Here is a 16,725-nt window from a genome sequence, read left to right as displayed (position 1 = left end):
GCTAAGACTTTGCAACCCAACCATTGCAGCCTGGAGGGTGCGGGGGATCGGTGTCGCACTCAATGTGAGAACGTGAGCAGTCTCGGCTATAGCGCGAAGGCTGGCTTTGGTTTTCGCACCAAAGCGTTGCTCCTCATCGATGATGACGAGGCCCAGATCCTGGAAGCTTACTCCTCTTCCAGCAAGAATCTGAGTGCCGACAACAATGCGAATTGTGCCGTCGGCCAACCCCTGCTTCACGCGCTTAGCTTCACCAGGAGCGACGATACGTGACAGCTGAGCAACCTTGATGCCGAAGCGTGCAAAGCGTCGTTGAAAGGCTTCAACGTGCTGGCGCACGAGCACAGTCGTCGGTGCCATGACAGCAACTTGCCGGCCTGCAAAGATCGCGGCGGCCGCAGCTCGCAAGCCGACCTCTGTTTTGCCGAAACCAACGTCGCCGCAAACCAGCCTGTCCATTGGCTGCTCTTGAGCAAGATCGGCCAAAACATCATGGACTGCTTGCGCCTGATCGCTTGTGAGTGGATACCCGAAACCAGCGGCAAATCGCTCCATCTTGCGCTCAGGAGCTACGATTTTCGGAGCAGCTAGTTTCCTGCGCTCCTGTGCGGCATTCAGCATCACGCGCGCGGCTTTTGCCAGGGCTGCTTCCGCCTCTAGCCGACGACGATCCCACGTGCCGCCGTCAAGCCGGTCAAGCGAGACGGCATCCGGCTCAGAGCCATAGCGCCAGATACGGTCGGCTTGGCACACCGGGACCATGAGGATGGCATCATTAGCAAAGCGAAGTCGGAGAGCATCCTCTGTATTTCCACCCCCCTCTCCTGCACAGATTTCCTCCAGTCCCTCGAATACGCAAAGACCGTGATCGCGATCGATCGCGACATCCCCAATGCGTAGCTCGATTTCACCAATCGGCAGACAGGCCGAGCTCCTCTTGCTCACTGTGCCGACTGCTCCGAACAGATCGGCTGCGGCAAACACTGTCACATTTGCCTCTGGCACGTAGAATCCGGCATTAATTGGCGCTTCGATCGCTAAGATCTCACCAGGAACAGCAGTGGCGACATCGCCCCAAGCATCGATCAGCCGCACACTGTTTTCAGTGACTTCATCCGCTGCCCGCACCAGCCGCCTCAGCGGACGTTTGGGGCCAGTCAGCACAATACGATCGCCGGCTTTCAAACGGGCTTGTATAGCCTTGGCGAAGGCAACTTCGGGCCTCCTTTCGTGGACAAAAGACTGGGTTTTCAGATTTTCGGCCTCATCTTGGACGGCATTCGTGAAAAGGTGCTTCGCAATAAGCGAACTCCATTCCCGGTCAGTCAAATAGAGTTCTGTAACTTCCCTTTCGCGAGCAGTCTGAGACGACGAGAAAGCATCGCCCTGTTCTGGTTCCGAAATCTGCTCAAGGAAATCAGCGACATGGTCTTCCGCTCCAGCCTCGACAACGAGGCGCGCGTCAGGGACGTAGTCGAGCACCGTAGAAAGGGATGTGTAATATCTGGAGAGTTGGTGTTCCTGACCGGTGAATGGTTTGAGCGACTCGTCAGATCCAGGTTCGAGAATGATCTCGTTCGCTGGATCAATCACTAGCACCTCAGCATCGACCAACGATCGCTGAGATACCGGATCGTAAGAGCGGATAGCGGTGACGCGAGCTTCATCGTGCTCGATGCGGCAGGGAAGAGACGCAGCCGCCGGAAATACGTCTATAGTGCGCCCCCGGATCGCTACCTCTCCGGGTTCGTCGACGCGATCATCAAAGACATAGCCCAACCGCTTCAGTTGCACGCTGACCGCCTCCAAATCGAGGCTGTCGCCAATCCGAAACTCGAAACGTGTCGAAGCCCAGGTTATGGGCGGGGGCACGCGTTGCAGGAGGGCTGCTGCTGTGGTCAAGACGAGGTCGGGCAGGTTGTCCTTGTCGGTCAGCCAGCGCAGCACGCCGGCCCGCACACCCATAACGCCGCGCGACGGGGAAACGCGGTCGAAGGGCAGGCAATCCCATTCTGGGTAGATCGCGACCATTCTTTCGGGACCAAGCGCCTGTAATACATCGGCAATTTCACTTAAGTTGTCAGACCTACGAGCCACGTAGATTAGTGGTCGGCCAGCGCTTACAAACCCTAAGAGTGCAACCGCCAGCGCGCCTGTTGGTATCAGTGGTGTGGCGACCGAATGCTCGCCTTCAAAAGCGACTTTCGCTGTCTTGGGCTTTGCCATTTGAGGTCCGTCGCCATCGGTTCGGTATGGGCTCCAGAGAACGTCTGTGGGATCAGCGGGGTCCACCCGCTCATGGTTCATCCCCAGGTTCATTCAGTCTCATCGACGAGTGTTATGAACCACCCTAGTGGCGGCCTAATGCCGGCGCACGAGCAGCCCTACCCTGTCCTCTCCACCATGCGCAGCCGACACGATTCGAACGTGTGACCTTTGCCGTCGGAGCCCTTGAGGCCACCGACTGCCTTCCGCGACCCGTTGCATGCGCGACCGGCTTGGGCTACTCCACGCTCACGGTCAGCACCCGTAGCTCAGCTGGATAGAGCGTTGCCCTCCGAAGGCAAAGGTCACACGTTCGAATCGTGTCGGGTGCGCCACTTCCGTACAGAACTGCGAACACCCAGCTCGGCCGATGAGCCGGCGCCAGCGATGACGGTCTCGAGGCTGGCCTTATCGCCGATGATGCGGATGACGTCGGCGCTCACCTCGACCCGGTCGACGATCGCCTGAAGCCACGCCTTCCGGAACGGGATCTCACCCGTCGTCACGTTCTCCCGCATCAGCCGGCCGAACTGCTCGATCAGCTCCGGCGCGATCTCGACGGGTGGGCGCTCAGCGATGTGGATTCGGTCGAGCGCTGCCTTCGCTCGGTCTCGCTCCTGCTTCAGCGCCACGAGCCGGCCCTTCAGGATCTCGTCGAGATCGGTCACCCCCTCCTCGACCATCCGGTAGAGCCGCGTCAGCTTTTCTTCCGCGCCGGTGACCTCGCTGCGCAGTGCCGCGACCCGCCCGTCGACTTGTCCGGCCTTCTCGGCACGCAGCACCCACAGCGAAGCCAGCGTCTCCCGGAGACGGTCGGGCTGCAGCAGTTCCGTCACGAGGTGATCGGTCACCAGCGTGTCGAGCGTGTCCATCCGGATCGAGCGGCCTGTGCAGCCGGTCTTGCCCTGCCGGCCATGCGTCGAGCAGCTGTAGTACTTGTGCACATGGCCGGACTTCGAGGTGCCGGTGCGCAGCGTCATCGGCCCGTTGCAGGTCGTGCAGGTGGCAAGACCCGTCAGCAGGATCGGACCGGTCACCACGCGGGCCGGCGTCGTGCGCGGGTTGTGCGCCTTCAGCGTCGCCTGCACGGCCTCGAACTCGGCCACCGCGATGATGGCCGGGACCGTGATCGGGATCTGCTCGGCCTTCGGCTTCTCGGCGAGCGTCTTCGAGCAGCGCCGGTTGAACACCCATTCTCCGATATAGACGCGGTTCGTCAGGATGCCGTGGATCGTGGCGATCCCGAAGCGGGCGCCGGCTCGGGTGCGGTAGCCGCCCTCGTTAAGATAGCAGGTGACCGCCTTGACCCCGAGCGGACCAGAGGAGCCGTCGCCATGGCGGTAGAGGCGGAAGATCAGTCCGACCGTCTCCGCCTCGACCGCGTCGACGGCAAGCCGCTTCTTGATCCGAGCTCCGCGTTTCTCGACTTCGACGACGGTGTAGCCGAGCGGCACCGGCGCCCCGTTGTAGAAGCCCTGCCGCGCGTTCTCCTTCATTGCACGCAGAACGTGCTTAGCATTCTCCTTGGACTGATATTCATCAAATAACGCAATGACCTGCCGCATCATTACTTGGGCTGGATCGTCGCCGAGCTCCTGGGTGATTGAGATCAGCCGCACGCCGGCCTTGGCCAGGCGGCGCACGTACATCTCCAAGCCGAAACTGTCGCGGAAGAAGCGCGAGTAGGAGTGGACGAGGATCACGTCGAAGGGGTGGTCGTCATCACTCGCGCGCTCGATCATCTTCTGGAACGCGGGGCGGTTGTCGTCGGTGGCCGACGCGCCGGGCTCGACGTACTCGCCCACCACCGGCCAGCCCTTGGCGGCGCAGAAGGCGTGAACCTGCATGCGCTGATCGGGGATGGAGAGGTCGCTCTCGGCCTGGCGTCCGGTCGAAACACGCAGGTAGCAGCCGACGCGCTGCGGTCCTTCGATGGCCGGCACGAAGCGCGCCTTGCGGGTGTGATGGGTCATCGGGCGCACCTGAGCATCGGAACGGCAAGCTTCGTCGGTGGCGAAAAGGCTGCGCGGTTCGCGACTCGGCAGCAAGAGTCGCTCGCACGTCCTCCACAAGCGGTCTTGCCCACCTCAAAGGCGGGCAGGGAAAGGGCGCGCATGATCACGGCTTCATCGCGCGCAGGAGTGCGTCGAGGGCGGGGCCGAGATACATCTCCAGCACGTCGAGTTCGGCGCGGCCAACCGGTACGGGTCGCGGCAGATCATCGACGACGCGAAGGTCGGGATGGGCGCAAGCCGGGGCCCGATTGCGTGTGAACGGCGGCTTGCCCGATCCGGCCAAGCCCTGGACACGGGTCTTCAGGCCCGGCGCCAGCTTGGCGACGGGACGACCCGGCTTGTTCTCTCCGGCGCCGGCTACCGCGCCCGATCGTCCTGCCGGCTGTGATGCGCGAGATGCGCGAGCCGCCGGCGGAGCTGAGGTCTCGTCCGCCACGCATGCCGTGAGGTCCCGCACTGACCGGCGGCCTACGCATCCGGGGCTGGCCGCCGGCCAGCGCGGGAAGGTTTTCCTCACCTTCCCCGGCGCGGCACGCCGATCTGCTCACCCCGCCAGCGGGGTCATGCAAATCGGCGTGCACCGCTAAGGTCGCTCAAGCCGGTCGCGGTTGCAAGTCGCTTGAAAACCGGCCCGCAGAATGGGTGCCGCGCGCCAATTTCAACGGAAAATCCTGACCCTAAGCAGGCCTTCGGATCGTCTGCTTCTAGGCAGTTCGAGTGAAAAGCCTGGGGATGGCCGTTCAACGCATCCTCCCCTGATGAGCCGGGGCGGTACCACCGAAGGGGACGATCGCTCCGGCATTGATACGCGATGTCTGGGTCGGTTCCGGAGGCGGCTGTACCACCTCTGCCTCGGTCGCGACCATGTCGCTGCGCAAGAATTCCTGGGCGATAACAATCGCCGTGGCCAGGAGAAGCCCAGCACCGAAGCCGAGGAGAGCCAAGACGCGGGCCGAAGGCGGAAAGCTGCGGGTCAGCGGCTTCATCGCCGTGGTGATGACGCGGGCGTTGCCGATGTTGAGGCTGGCCTGCTGGCCGGTCTCGCGGGCACGGACGAGGAAGGCTTGGTAGATGTTGCGACTCGCCTCGACGTCGCCCTCGAGCTGGCGCAACTCGATCGACGCCTCACCAATCCTCGTGGTCTTGCGCTGAGCCTGCTCGAAGCTGCGCTCGAGCGCCGCGACGTTGGCCTGCGCCCTGTTCACGTCGTTACGGGCGGATTGGCCGTAACGCGCCACCTCTTGGTCGATGAGGCGACGTACCTGCTGCACCTGCGGCGCGATCGCCGTGACTTGAGGGTGGCGCGGTCCGAGGTCGTGCAGCAGCTCCGTCTGCCGCCGGCTCAGCTCGGCATACTGGCTGCGCAGCGTACCGATGGTCGGCGAGGCCAGGGCGTCGACCGTCGCGCCCTGGTCGAGGCCGGCGGCCTGTAGACGCTGAAACTGCTCGAATCGGGCCTGCGCATCGCTGACGCGGACGCGCGCTGCCGAGAGCTGGGCATTAAGCTGTGTCAGCTGCTGATCTGTCACCAGGGTGTCGCGGGTGCCGATGAGGTCGTGGGCGATCTTGTGGGCCTGAACGCGATCCTCGGCGGCGACCACCGCCCGGCGCAGCTCGGCGAGCTGGGCGGTCAGGCCGGCGCTCGCGGTGGACGCCGCCTCGGCACGTCTCGCACGGTCCTCAGCGAGGTAGGCGGCGACGATGGTGTTTGCGAGCCGTGCAGCCTTGTCCGCGTCGACCGACCAGACCCCAACGTCGACGATGAAAGTGCGCCCGGCACGCCCGACCGAGACGCGCTTCTTCAGGGCTTCGAGCACCACCGCGCTGTCCCGGGCCGGATCCGCTTCGGAGGCAAATGCGAGCCCCAACCGTTCGAGGAGGCTTGGTCCTCTCCCGGTGAATTCAGGATCGCGGTCGAGATCCATACGCTCGACGACCCGTTTCAGGACGCTGTTCGAGGTGATGACCTGTGCCTGGCTCTCGACGATCGTGAGGAGGCCGGCGGAGTCCTGGTTGCCGGGCGTCAGCTCCTTGTCGAAGAGGTGAAGGTCGCGCGGGTCGATGTAGAGCTGCGCCTCCGCGCTGTAGCGGGGCGTCAGCGCCTTGCCGCCGAGGAAGGCCGCGAGAGTGGCGGCGATCGCCCCTGCGAGGATCCAGGGCGCACGTCGGCGCAGGAGCACGAACAAGGCGCCGATTGTACGGGCGGGCATCGCTACGGCCTTAACCCTGTCATCCGGCGGCCGAACATCTGAAGAGGTGGTGTCGTAGACCAGCATCTCGGCTCCCACGCGGATCCAAGATCGGCACAGGTGCCGATCTGGGTCGCCAGTGCCGGTCTCGAACGGATCTGCCTCGGAATGGCGCATCCAACGGGTCCGGCAGCGGCGGCGGAGGTCAGGTCGCAACCGGCACACCAGGACTGTGCTGGGAGCGGCGAGGCATCGGGTCGCCTATACGAATGGTTTATGAAGTATCTTGGCGAGGACGTCCGAACGGGCGGGCAAAGGTCGCCGCGCGTGCTCGCGGACCGACGTCGAGCTAGGTGGCCTTAACGGGACCCGACATCACGCCCTTGCGCGGCGCAGACCTTCCACGATGCCGACACAGGGTATATTTCGCGCCGCCGCGGCCCGCAGGGTAGCCTCAAGCAGGGTCGGCGAGCAGCCATAGGCGCTGGGGCGGATGGCGACGTCGTGACTATAGAAGATCAGCCATCCCTTGCGAGCCAGAGCATCGTCCATTGCTCTCGCGATGCCATCGGCATCGATCCGCCCCTCGATCAGCGGAAGCGCCTTCAGGAAATAGCGGTCGACGCGACCGACATTCAGCCCCGGCATGATGCCGCGGCTCGAACGGTAGATCCCCCGCAAGGCGCGCTTGGCAGCCAGTGAGGCGTAGCCGAAGGGGAAGGCGAAGCTCTCGATGCTGAGTCCAGGCACGATCTCGCGAAGGCGGTCCACATTGCGTCTTGCCTCATCGGCGATCTCGCTCGGAGAAAGACTCGGCAGGAAGGCGTGCGAGTAGGTGTGGCAACCGATTTCGTGACCGTCCCGATGCAGCCGGGCGATTCTCTCGTCGTCGGCCAACTCCCAGTGGGCATGCCGGCTGCCGATCAGACCACCAGCGATGTAGTAGGTGCCCGCCGCGGCATAAACCCCAAGCAGATCGGCTCCCGCCGTGCAGGCGGATAGCGGGGCGTCGTCGAAGGTCAGGCTGACCAGGGGCGTCTCGCAGGCAAGCGTCGTCGGCGCCGTCCGAAAGTGCATCGCCACGCGATGGGATAAGCGTGCCAGCAGCGGGACGTCGTCCGCGACGTCCTTGTCTGCGGGCACCCTCATTTGGCGATCACACCACATTCTGCAGCGCGGTCGCGCGCTTGCGCATGACGAGGTGGTAATCGCCGTGGCGCAAGTTCACGCGATTGCCGAGCAGGGCGTTCATGACGCACGTTGCACCATCGACGAGGGCGGCGAGCGCCCGGTGCCGCACCCGTAATTCCGCGAAGCGCGGGCTCTCGTAGACGCGCTCGTAGGCGGTCTCGAAGCCTTTCCGTGCCATAAAGGCTTTTAGGCGCTGCGGCAGGACGAGGGGATGGTAATGGACCGGGAACGGGGGCTCGCCGGGCTCGCCGGCTCGGGCATGGCCGCGGATATAGCGATAGAACCACACGTGGAACCAGTGCGGCGAGTACTTCGTCACGAGGCCACTCAGCGAGCGCGGATGGGGCGCCCCGATGAGGATGAGCCCGCCCGGACGAACCGCCTCGGCGAAGCGGCTCAGCGCAGCCTCGACGTCGGGCAGGTGCTCGATCACGTTGTAGCAGGTCACGAGGTCGATGCTGTCCGGCAGCAGACGATGCGTCTGTACGTCATCGCAGATCCGAGTTTCGGCGTACCCATTATTCGCGATCTGAGCCGGATCGATGTCGACCACGGTCACGCGCGACCGCCGCAGCAAGCCGGCCGGTAGATACGAGGATGCCCCGCCCCCGGCCTCGTAGATCGCAATCTCGCCAAGCGGGAGGAGGTCGTTCAGCGTGGCGTGGACGCTGGCTAGGCTCCTACCGGCTTCGCCGGCCGGAAGTGCGGTGTCCTGATGCAGGTCTTGCGAAAGCAGGACCAGATTCACTGGAGCAACATCATGCGCCATGCCCCGCGATCCCCTCAGGTTCGACTGCACAGATGATCCAATGGGGGCGCAACGAACGTCGCCACTCATTGGGAGGAAGGAGGCTGCGGATCTTAGGAGATTTTTACGAAGCGCTTGCTGCATGAATCAAGCTCCCGTCGGAATGGGCGTCGAGCGGACGTTGCGCGAAGCACTTCCTACTGTCGTCGCCGGTGATGCAAGAAAAAGGTTACCTTTTCCTGTATAGCGGCGGTTCTCGGCGGAAATCGTCGTCATAAATTGCAGCCCTTCGCGAACAGCGCATTTATTCGACATGAAAACCATTGTCTTTCATGCCGCCTCCGGCTCGGTTTCCTTTATTTCTCTGTGACGCGCGGAATAAAATAATTCGAGACTCGTGCGGACAGCCGAGACAGGTGTCGACCCGAACGATTGGATGCATAGGGCCCGCTCGGCATCGCTGGACGATCGAAGCAACGCAAGCATATCGGGAACGCTTAGGGCATCGGCGTCCCAATGCGTCCGGCAGAAGCTCTGCGTGGTCGGCCGATGGCTCGCGAGGGCAGATGGCGTGTTCGCGACGAATGCGCCGTAGATCATGTATTCCGAGAAGTTCCGGTGCTGGCACAAGGCCTCGACCCACCCGCGGCCTGTCACGGCCTCGATGCGCGCGATCATGGCCTGCACAGTGGCTTGGTCCCAGATGATGATTTGGTCGATGTAGTCGTCGGTCGGCAGCTCCGGCTCCTTCTGATCCAGTAGCCGGCTCGCCGTGGCGACCCAAAGCATGTGACGGGGCCGCTGCACGGTGACGCCCTTCGGATGGATGTGCAGTGGCGTCGGATTGGGCTCCGCGACCGCTCGAAGGTCGAAGTCTCGGAAGAAGCACACATCGGAATCTATGAGGCAGAAGCGTTGCTCCCGCAGGCTTCGCGCGGCCGCGATCTTGACGAACTGCTGAACATGCCAGCCGCTCACCGGCTTGCCATGGAGGGACCACCAGTATCGCCGCCGACGCCAGCGCAGGAGCGGGACCGGCCGGAGCCAGCGCGGCAGGAACCGCGATTTGGGAAGGATCTGCCGGTCGCTCGTCCGGAAGCGCGCGAAATGCTCCACGTCCTGATCGTCGACGATGACGTAGTGCTGGCCACGTCCGGGCAGGTGGCGGTCGATGCTCTCGAAAAGAAGAGCGCAGCGCTCGAGATCGCCGCGATAGCTCAATGTGATCAGGCCCACGGTTTCCGGTCGGCCTCCCTGTGTGGCGATGTTGCCCTGCATGCTCGCCTCTGTCGATCGTGCGTCGGTGAGGGGGATCGGTCGTATCTTGAGGTCGCTCGCGGTCGTTCCAGTCACCCCCACTCTCATGATGAGGTGCTCTTGGAGACAGCACTCCTGGTCAAGAGGCCGTAAACCGCGATAAAAGAGATCGCATAGATGCCAATGAAGATTGCGTTGAGCCATGTGCTCCACTGGTTGGGGTTCGGCATCGCCATCAGGAGCAGCGCCACGGCGGCGGCCTTGACCATGACGATCCCGGCCGTGACCGCCGCGCGCAGGGACATGCTGCCGAAGGCAAAGAAGAGTTCCCCATGGAACTCAAGCAGATTCTTCACAGCCGGAACCGCGATGAGGACTGCGAGCATCCCGTAAGCCGCCGAGACGTTGGAGCCGAGCAGGCCCGGAAAGACGTGGAGGGCCGCCACCATCGCGAGCAGACCGCCGGTCGAGACCAGGGCGATGATCGCCTCGACCTTGATGATCTCGCGCACCATTTGCCGGGTCGCCCGGCCTGCCTGGATCAGCTTGCGCGAGTACATCATGAACATCGGGCGAAGCGGCACCCCGGTGAAGTCGATGAGCCGCATCGCGATGGCGTAGATGCCTGCCATGCGCTCGCCGGCCAGCGACAGGATGACGATCTTGTCGATCTCGCCCTGGGCCAGGAACATGAAGTAGGAGACGGCGTAGAGCAGCCCGTCGCGCAGCTTCCCAAGGAGCAGGGCGGGCCGGAAGCGCAGGCGGGTGCGCGGATGGAACGCCACCACCAGGAGCACGACCGCGATCGCGTTTCCGACGAGGTAATACGCGCTCCAGGTCTCCGCATCGCCGCCGCCGGCGGCCCAGAACGCCAGAGCCGCGCCCGCGCGGAAGCCGACCGGCAATGACACCACCGTGGCGGCCGCGCCGAAGCGGCCGAGGCCGTTATTAACCTGCACGAGTAGCTCGATCTGGCGCCACAACGCCACCTCGACAACAATGATCGCGAGGTAGCCCGGGAGCGCGATTACGGCTTGGAACACCATGACGTAGAGAAGGCCGGCCAGGACGAGCATGATCGGCAGAGCGAGGGCGAAGCAAACGTAGTAAGCGGCAAGATAACCGCCGAGCACCGCGCGGCGCGAGGCCGCTGAGCGCATGACGAATGACTGGAACCCGAAACCAGCGAGGCACCCGATTAGCACACCTGCCGCCGAGACTGAGGCGAAGACGCCCATCTCGCTCAAGCTTAGCGTATTCGCGAGCACGAAGAAGTAGACCACCTGGAGGCCGAGTCGGCCGCCGGTCCCAGCGAGCAGCTGGCTGTAACCGATGATCGTCTGCCGGTGCCTTGCCCAGTGCTCGGCGAAACGCCCGGGACCGGGACGCCGTCCCGTCTTGGTACGATCTGCGTCGCGATCTGTGCCGATCAGGCTCGCAATGGGGGACGGGGTGTCGGTCATGGGCTAGGATGAGCGATCCGCGTGCCAAGGCGGAAGGCGATCCGCCCCGGCGGGCCGGTTCTTGCAAACCGGGAACGGCGAGGGCCGCCATGGTTTCGAGATGACACAGTTCCTGCCGACACGTCGAACGCTCGTGACGGGCGCTCTGGCCGGGGTCGCGACCGCGGCCATCGCCTCGCTGAACGGGGCGAACGCGCAATCCGGTGTCCGGCGCGCCCGATACGGGGCGGCCGTGCGAGCGGACGCGCTTGCGGCGGACGCGGCCTACGCCGCCGCCCTCGCGGCGCGGTGCCGGTTGATCGTGCCGGAGGGCTCTCTCAAGTGGTCGGACTTGCGACCGAGCGCGACGGAGTTCCGGTTCACCGACGCCGACATCATCGCCGCTTTCGCGGATCGCCATCGCATCGATTTGCGCGGGCACACGCTGGCCTGGTACGGTGCCATGCCGGCCTGGACTGAGGCTATCGCGTCGCGCGCCGAGGCGGAGCGCACCCTCGTGCACCATATCGAAACGGTTGTGTCCCGTTATGCCGGCCGGATCGTGTCGTGGGATGTGGTAAACGAGGCTGTTCCCGAGAAGCCCGCCACTGTCAGCGACCTGCGGCCCTTCGCCTGGACCCGCTGGCTCGGGGCGGACTACATCGCGATCGCCTTCCGCGCCGCCGCGGCGGCTGATCCCAATGCCCGGCTCGTCCTCAACGAGTACGACGTCGAGTTTGTAGGTGCCCGCTTTGCCGCGCGCCGCGCCGCGCTCCTGCATATCGCGCGTAATCTGGTGGAACGGGGCGTCCCGATCCACGCGATTGGCCTGCAGGGCCATCTCCTCGCCGATCGCGAGATCGACCGCGACGGGCTGCAGACCTTCCTGCGCGAGGTGCGGGTGCTCGGCCTCGACGTGCTCGTGACCGAGCTCGACGTGATCGACGCGAGCCTTCCGGGAGCGATCGAGGTTCGTGACGCGCGGGTGGCGGAATGCGCCCGCAGCTTCCTTAACACGGTTGCCGAGGTGACGCCGCCGAGCGCGATCCTCACCTGGGGCATCAGCGACCGCTACACCTGGGTCCCGATGTACTTCACCCGCTCTGACGCCCTTCCGAACCGGCCGCTCCCCCTCGATGCGCAAATGCGGCCAAAGCCTTTCATGGCGGTGCTCGAACAGTTCTCTAGGATGGCTTCATGACTCGGACCGAGACGGACGCCGCACGCATCATTGAGACGGTCGTTTGCGTGCCGACCTTCCGCAGACCCGAGCATCTCGCCCGGACCCTCGACTCCCTGGTGGCGCAGAGCTTCGACCGGCCCTTCGCGGTGGTCGTGGTCGAGAACGAGCCTGCGCCGATGCAGGGATCGGCGGTAGCCGAAGCCTATCTGGTGGGTGGCCGGCTGAGCGGGCTCTGCGTGACGGAGTCGCGCCAGGGCAACGTCTTTGCCATCAATACGGCGTTCGACACGGCGCTCGCCGCCTATCCAGACGCCCGCTTCTTCCTGATGATTGATGACGACGAGGTCGCCGAACCGGACTGGCTCGCCCGGATGGTAGGGGCGGCGGAGGCGAGCGGTGCGGGAGTGGTCGGTGGTCCGGTCTGGCTCAGTCTAGGCCGCGAGGCGAAGCCCGGCCTTGCCTGCCATCCTGCCTTCCTGCCGGCCTACACAGAGAGCGGACCAGTGCCGCTCATCTACGGCAGCGGCAATTGTCTTGTCACACGAGAGACCTTCGAAGGACTCGGGCTGCCGGCCTTCGATGTCGGCTACAACTTTCTCGGCGGCGGCGACGCCGACTTCTTCGCCCGCGCTCGCCGCGCCCAGGTGCGGTTCCACTGGGTGGCGGAGGCGATTATCACCGAAACGGTGCCGCCGTTGCGCACCACGTTGGGTTGGCTTGCGGCGCGGGCGTTGCGCACCGGCGCGATCAATTACCGAATCGAGTGCAAGCACGCCGAGGGGCTCGCCGGGCGAGCTGGGATCGGCCTCAAGTCGGTGGCGATGATTCCCGTGGCCCTGTTGCGCGCATTGCGGCTCCTCGCCGGGACCCGGGACGTCAGGATCGCGATCAACCCGATCCTGATCGTGGCCGGCCGCTGGCTCGCCGCGGTCGGGATCGAGCCACAGCCCTATCGCGCCCCGGCCGCTCGATGAACCCGGCTGCGATGCCGCCCGCTCGCCGTCCCCGCTCGGAGGGTAGCGGCGGTAATGCGGCGCTCCTCCGGCACCTGCTGAATCGCGCCGGCCAGGTGCCCGCGGGGCGCGTCGCCCGGCAGGTCGTGTTCATCGCGGCGTTGCTGATCGCATGGATCTCGCTCAAGCCGTTCCAAAGTCTGTCGGATCTTGACCTCGCCAACATAGTGACGGGGCAAGAGGGCCTGACCTACGCGACCTTCGGCATCCTGGCCGCGACGGCGTTCGTCTTAGTCTTTGCCAGCCATCGCCGCGCGCTGCTCGCCTGCCTGTCGCCCGCGACCCTGGCCCTTGCGGCATGGCTCTGCCTGAGCGTGGTCCTGTCGCAGGACCCCGTGACGTCGGCCAAGCGCCTCTTCCTCACCGCCGCCGTCGTCGTTGTCACCGCATGCCTGCTGCTGCTGCCGCGTTCGCGCGAGGAGCTGCGCAACCTGTTGGCCGCTGCGGCCCTGATCCTGCTCGCCGCCTGCTATACCGGGCTCGTGCTGATGCCCGAATATGCGATCCACCAGCCGAGGGACTACCTGGAGCCGGCTCTGGCCGGGAACTGGCGCGGCACATTCGGGCACAAGAACGCCGCCGCGGCCGTGATGGCGATGATGCTGTTCCTCGGCGTCGGCGTATTTAGGTCGGGCGGGCGTGTCTCGGGAGCCGCCATCGCGATCGCGGCGGGCGTGTTCCTCGTCGGCTGTGAAGGCAAGAGCGCCTTCGCGCTCTGCCTCGTCGTGTTCGCGATCACCGCCTCCTTTGGCGTGGTGCGCGCCTTTCCCCTGCGGGTGCTTCTCACGCTGGGGCCGGTGCTGCTCTTCAACGTTCTCAGCGTCGGCACCGTTGTCAGCGACAGAATCTCCGCCATGGTCGCCGCGCTTCCCGTCGATGCGACCTTCACCGGCCGCACCATGATCTGGCGGTTCGCGATCGAGGAGATCGGTAAGCGCCCGATCGCAGGGTACGGGTTCGCGGCCTTCTGGGGCGGGCAGACTGTGCGCGAGGTCTCCGACGACGGTAATACATGGGCCGGCTACGCCGCGCACAGTCACAATGGCTACGTCGACACGCTCCTCACCCTTGGCGGCGTTGGCCTCGTGCTGACGCTGCTCGTCCTCGTGCTGGCACCTCTGCAGGACCATCAGCGGGCCTCAGCCGATGGCGGCGAGGCGACGCCGCTGGCGACGATGTTTCTGCAGATCTGGCTGTTCGGCCTGCTGCTCTCATGCATGGAGAGCTTCTTCTACGATCGGGCCGACCCGATATGGATCACGTTCCTGTTCGCCGTCTTCGGCCTGCGCTATCTCGCCCGCTTCGCGACGCGCTGACCTCGCGCCATAACTAAGCCGCGTCGGCGGCCCTCACGACGGGAGTGGCAGAATCAGGGAGCGGAGCGCTCCCGCCGCGTCGTCGAACCATGCCAACTTGTCGAGATCGGGCTTAGCTGTCGGGCGGTGCCGGGCGGCGAGGATGAGGTCGGCATAATCGTCCGGACAGGACCCGGCGGGGGCGAGGACGATCGCGCCGCTGTCGAGCAAATCGCGGAAGCGGGGATGGTGATCGAACTCGTCCGCCCGCGCCGGCGCGGTCACAACGACCGGCCGCCCGGCCTGGACGCAGGCCAGCACGCTGGCGCGGCGCGCGGTCAGCCCCTCGGGCAGGACATACGCAAAGGCCTCGGCGGTCTCGAACAATCCGTAGAGCTCGGCCGCTGACGCGACGTAGCCCGAGACCACGACGTCGTCCGCGAGCCCAAGCGCGGCGACCTTCTCGCGAAAGATGTTCTCGATGCCGTCGAAGCCCTTGATGAAGGACCCAATGAAAACGAGGAGCGGCCGTGCGCCGCGCGCCTTGAGGGCAGCGGCGATGTCGAGCATCGCTTCCGGCTGCTTGCCCGGATAGATCGAGCCGAAATGGCCCAGCACGAGCCGGCCCTCGTCCCGGGCCGCGACGAGGCGGTCGCGCAGGGCGCTGCCGGCCGTCGCATCGGGGCTGGCGAGATTGGGCGGCAGCGGCATCAGGGCGGCGCGAGAAGCGAGGAACCCAACGAACGGATCGGCCGCGAGCTCTTCCCGCACCTGCGGCGAGACGAAGACGATACGGTTCGAGAGGACGAGGACTGGCCGCAGGACAAGGCGGCGCAGCCGGTGCATGCCCTGCCACTCGTGGAGGATGGCGAGACGTCGACGCCCGCGGATCGCCGCGAGGGCGAAGGCGGCGACAGGGCCGAACAGGGCGCGCTTCCACGCGACCAGTGGGAAATTGGCGACCACTGCATCGGCTTCGCCGATGGCCTTCCAGACTCGCGCGAGAGGGAAATCGCGCGGCTCGATGGTGAGGCCAGCATGGCCGCCCGCCCCGTCCTGCTCCAGGGTTTCGAGAAGGAGCCGGCTGAAATCGCCGATACCGCATGAGATTCCGCCTCCGCCAAGCAGGTGCAGGCTCCGGTGCGCCGGCTGGGCCTCTGCTAGCGCACAAGGCCCTCGTCCCGCGGACTGGACCGTCGCCGTGAGGGAGATCAACCCTGACCCGCTCATCCGACCACCGGAAGCTCGACGATCTGCCCGAGCCGTGATGGGTCGAGCCGGAAATCGACTGCCCGCCGCGTCTTGCGCTCGCGCCGGACCCAGCTGCTTTCGCGAAGGGCCTTCTGCAGAATGGCCTTCGACCAGTAGGCGGGGCCAGCGATGGCACGATCCTTCGCGGCGTAGCCGAAACGATGGCGCAGGAGGCCGTTGGCGAGGTTGACCTTCTGCAGCCGGCGGATCGTCTCGTCCGTGAACGAGACGGTCATCGAGACATTGAGGCAGTCGAGGTTCTCGACGCGGTGGGGCGCGTTGAGCGGCCAGGTCAGCATCTCGCCCGGCGCCAGTTCGAAGACCTGCGCGTAGTCGTCGTACCAGGACGCGTAGGGCATATCGACCTCAACGTCGAAGAGAGCGATGTCTTCGAGGTTCTCGGGCGAGACGAAGGGCGGCGCGGAGGGATAGACGTAGACCTTCTTGCGGCCCTCGATCTGCCAGAGATGCTGACCGGGCAGGTCGCAATGGTAATAGACCTGCGCGTTCGGCGACGAGATCAGAAGACCGCAGGTAGATGTCGCTCCCGAGAAGCGGGGGACGCGGTCGCCGAGCTCGCCGAACAGACTGTCGAGCAGGTCGCGGTAACGGGCGTCGACGGTATCGACGTTGCGCAGGTTCAGCCACATCCGGCCGCTGGCGATCGCCTCGATCACCGCCGCGCCGGGCAGGTCGCCGATCTCGCCCTCCCGCCAGAATCGGCGCTGGTTCGAAGCTCCCATATGGACAAGGCCGTAATACGAGCGCGGATAGCGGTCGATCAACTCGGAGAGCGCTTCGCGGTAGCGTCCGCGGACGAGGTGTAAATTCGAGGACCGCTTTGGCGGGGATTGGGGTGGCCATCGGGCCATGCGG

13 protein-coding genes and 1 tRNA gene are annotated in these 16,725 nt (G+C 65.1%); 4 read left to right on the top strand and 10 right to left on the bottom strand.

Features of this window, described 5'->3' with window-relative positions:
• On the bottom strand, positions 1 to 2,226 hold a 2,226-nt coding region (locus K2Y56_RS01520; protein ID WP_292504149.1), incomplete at its 3' end, for a DEAD/DEAH box helicase.
• 297 nt (positions 2,227 to 2,523) lie between these two features.
• On the opposite strand from K2Y56_RS01520, the gene K2Y56_RS01515 reads away from it, so the two are divergent.
• Positions 2,524 to 2,600: transfer RNA gene (locus tag K2Y56_RS01515), tRNA-Arg, on the top strand.
• On the opposite strand, the gene K2Y56_RS01510 is transcribed toward K2Y56_RS01515, so the two are convergent.
• From K2Y56_RS01510 to K2Y56_RS01480, 7 genes are all read right to left on the bottom strand, one after another.
• Complete coding sequence (locus K2Y56_RS01510; protein WP_292504146.1) at positions 2,571 to 4,238, bottom strand: recombinase family protein; 1,668 nt, start codon at positions 4,236 to 4,238, stop codon at positions 2,571 to 2,573. The two genes, K2Y56_RS01515 and K2Y56_RS01510, sit on opposite strands and share 30 nt — an antisense overlap.
• A gap of 145 nt (positions 4,239 to 4,383) precedes the next feature.
• Positions 4,384 to 4,716: a hypothetical protein gene (locus tag K2Y56_RS01505; protein WP_292504145.1), complete on the bottom strand. Its 333-nt coding sequence runs from the start codon at positions 4,714 to 4,716 to the stop codon at positions 4,384 to 4,386.
• A 304-nt stretch (positions 4,717 to 5,020) separates the two neighbouring features.
• Positions 5,021 to 6,490: a GumC family protein gene (locus tag K2Y56_RS01500; RefSeq protein ID WP_292504142.1), complete on the bottom strand. Its 1,470-nt coding sequence runs from the start codon at positions 6,488 to 6,490 to the stop codon at positions 5,021 to 5,023.
• 354 nt (positions 6,491 to 6,844) lie between these two features.
• Positions 6,845 to 7,618, bottom strand: coding sequence for a polysaccharide deacetylase family protein (locus K2Y56_RS01495; RefSeq protein ID WP_292504139.1), 774 nt, complete (start codon positions 7,616 to 7,618; stop codon positions 6,845 to 6,847).
• 7 nt (positions 7,619 to 7,625) lie between these two features.
• Positions 7,626 to 8,429, bottom strand: a complete 804-nt coding sequence (locus K2Y56_RS01490; protein WP_292504137.1) for a bifunctional 2-polyprenyl-6-hydroxyphenol methylase/3-demethylubiquinol 3-O-methyltransferase UbiG — start codon at positions 8,427 to 8,429, stop codon at positions 7,626 to 7,628.
• A gap of 309 nt (positions 8,430 to 8,738) precedes the next feature.
• Positions 8,739 to 9,761, bottom strand: coding sequence for a DUF6492 family protein (locus K2Y56_RS01485; RefSeq protein WP_292504134.1), 1,023 nt, complete (start codon positions 9,759 to 9,761; stop codon positions 8,739 to 8,741).
• 8 nt (positions 9,762 to 9,769) lie between these two features.
• The gene (locus tag K2Y56_RS01480) at positions 9,770 to 11,128 is read right to left on the bottom strand and encodes a hypothetical protein (RefSeq protein WP_292504131.1); all 1,359 of its coding nucleotides are present in this window, start codon (positions 11,126 to 11,128) and stop codon (positions 9,770 to 9,772) included.
• Positions 11,129 to 11,228: 100 nt separating this feature from the next.
• Here K2Y56_RS01480 and K2Y56_RS01475 point away from each other — a divergent pair, with 100 nt between their 5' ends.
• The 3 genes from K2Y56_RS01475 to K2Y56_RS01465 are packed head-to-tail and all read left to right on the top strand — an operon-like array spanning position 11,229 to position 14,619.
• The gene (locus K2Y56_RS01475) at positions 11,229 to 12,308 is read left to right on the top strand and encodes an endo-1,4-beta-xylanase (RefSeq protein ID WP_292504128.1); all 1,080 of its coding nucleotides are present in this window, start codon (positions 11,229 to 11,231) and stop codon (positions 12,306 to 12,308) included.
• Positions 12,305 to 13,264 carry a glycosyltransferase gene (locus K2Y56_RS01470; RefSeq protein ID WP_292504125.1) on the top strand — a complete coding sequence of 320 codons (960 nt, stop codon included), beginning with the start codon at positions 12,305 to 12,307 and terminating at the stop codon, positions 13,262 to 13,264. The genes K2Y56_RS01475 and K2Y56_RS01470 overlap by 4 nt, the downstream gene beginning before the upstream one ends.
• 11 nt (positions 13,265 to 13,275) lie before the next feature.
• The gene (locus K2Y56_RS01465) at positions 13,276 to 14,619 is read left to right on the top strand and encodes an O-antigen ligase family protein (RefSeq protein WP_292504122.1); all 1,344 of its coding nucleotides are present in this window, start codon (positions 13,276 to 13,278) and stop codon (positions 14,617 to 14,619) included.
• A 33-nt stretch (positions 14,620 to 14,652) separates the two neighbouring features.
• Here K2Y56_RS01465 and K2Y56_RS01460 read toward each other — a convergent pair whose 3' ends face one another.
• Together K2Y56_RS01460 and K2Y56_RS01455 are read right to left on the bottom strand one after the other, a co-directional pair.
• The gene (locus K2Y56_RS01460; protein ID WP_292504120.1) at positions 14,653 to 15,813 is read right to left on the bottom strand and encodes a hypothetical protein; all 1,161 of its coding nucleotides are present in this window, start codon (positions 15,811 to 15,813) and stop codon (positions 14,653 to 14,655) included.
• Positions 15,814 to 15,824: 11 nt separating this feature from the next.
• The gene (locus K2Y56_RS01455; RefSeq protein ID WP_292504152.1) at positions 15,825 to 16,721 is read right to left on the bottom strand and encodes a hypothetical protein; all 897 of its coding nucleotides are present in this window, start codon (positions 16,719 to 16,721) and stop codon (positions 15,825 to 15,827) included.
• Positions 16,722 to 16,725: the final 4 nt, after the last annotated feature.

The sequence above is a fragment of the Methylobacterium sp. genome, assembly GCF_019745455.1.
In the GTDB taxonomy this organism is placed as follows: Bacteria; Pseudomonadota; Alphaproteobacteria; order Rhizobiales; family Beijerinckiaceae; genus Methylobacterium.
The sequence above is the reverse complement of the archived record's forward strand: the minus strand, read 5'-3'. Positions and strand labels throughout refer to the sequence as shown.

Excerpts from the sequence above, each read along its gene's own strand:
- K2Y56_RS01510 (WP_292504146.1), bottom strand. The coding sequence starts at position 4,238 with ATGACCCATCACACCCGCAAGGCGCGCTTCGTGCCGGCCATCGAAGGA.
- K2Y56_RS01500 (WP_292504142.1), bottom strand. The coding sequence starts at position 6,490 with ATGCCCGCCCGTACAATCGGCGCCTTGTTCGTGCTCCTGCGCCGACGT.
- K2Y56_RS01495 (WP_292504139.1), bottom strand. The coding sequence starts at position 7,618 with ATGAGGGTGCCCGCAGACAAGGACGTCGCGGACGACGTCCCGCTGCTG.
- K2Y56_RS01490 (WP_292504137.1), bottom strand. The coding sequence starts at position 8,429 with ATGGCGCATGATGTTGCTCCAGTGAATCTGGTCCTGCTTTCGCAAGAC.
- K2Y56_RS01480 (WP_292504131.1), bottom strand. The coding sequence starts at position 11,128 with ATGACCGACACCCCGTCCCCCATTGCGAGCCTGATCGGCACAGATCGC.
- K2Y56_RS01475 (WP_292504128.1), top strand. The coding sequence starts at position 11,229 with ATGACACAGTTCCTGCCGACACGTCGAACGCTCGTGACGGGCGCTCTG.
- K2Y56_RS01470 (WP_292504125.1), top strand. The coding sequence starts at position 12,305 with ATGACTCGGACCGAGACGGACGCCGCACGCATCATTGAGACGGTCGTT.
- K2Y56_RS01465 (WP_292504122.1), top strand. The coding sequence starts at position 13,276 with ATGCCGCCCGCTCGCCGTCCCCGCTCGGAGGGTAGCGGCGGTAATGCG.
- K2Y56_RS01455 (WP_292504152.1), bottom strand. The coding sequence starts at position 16,721 with ATGGCCCGATGGCCACCCCAATCCCCGCCAAAGCGGTCCTCGAATTTA.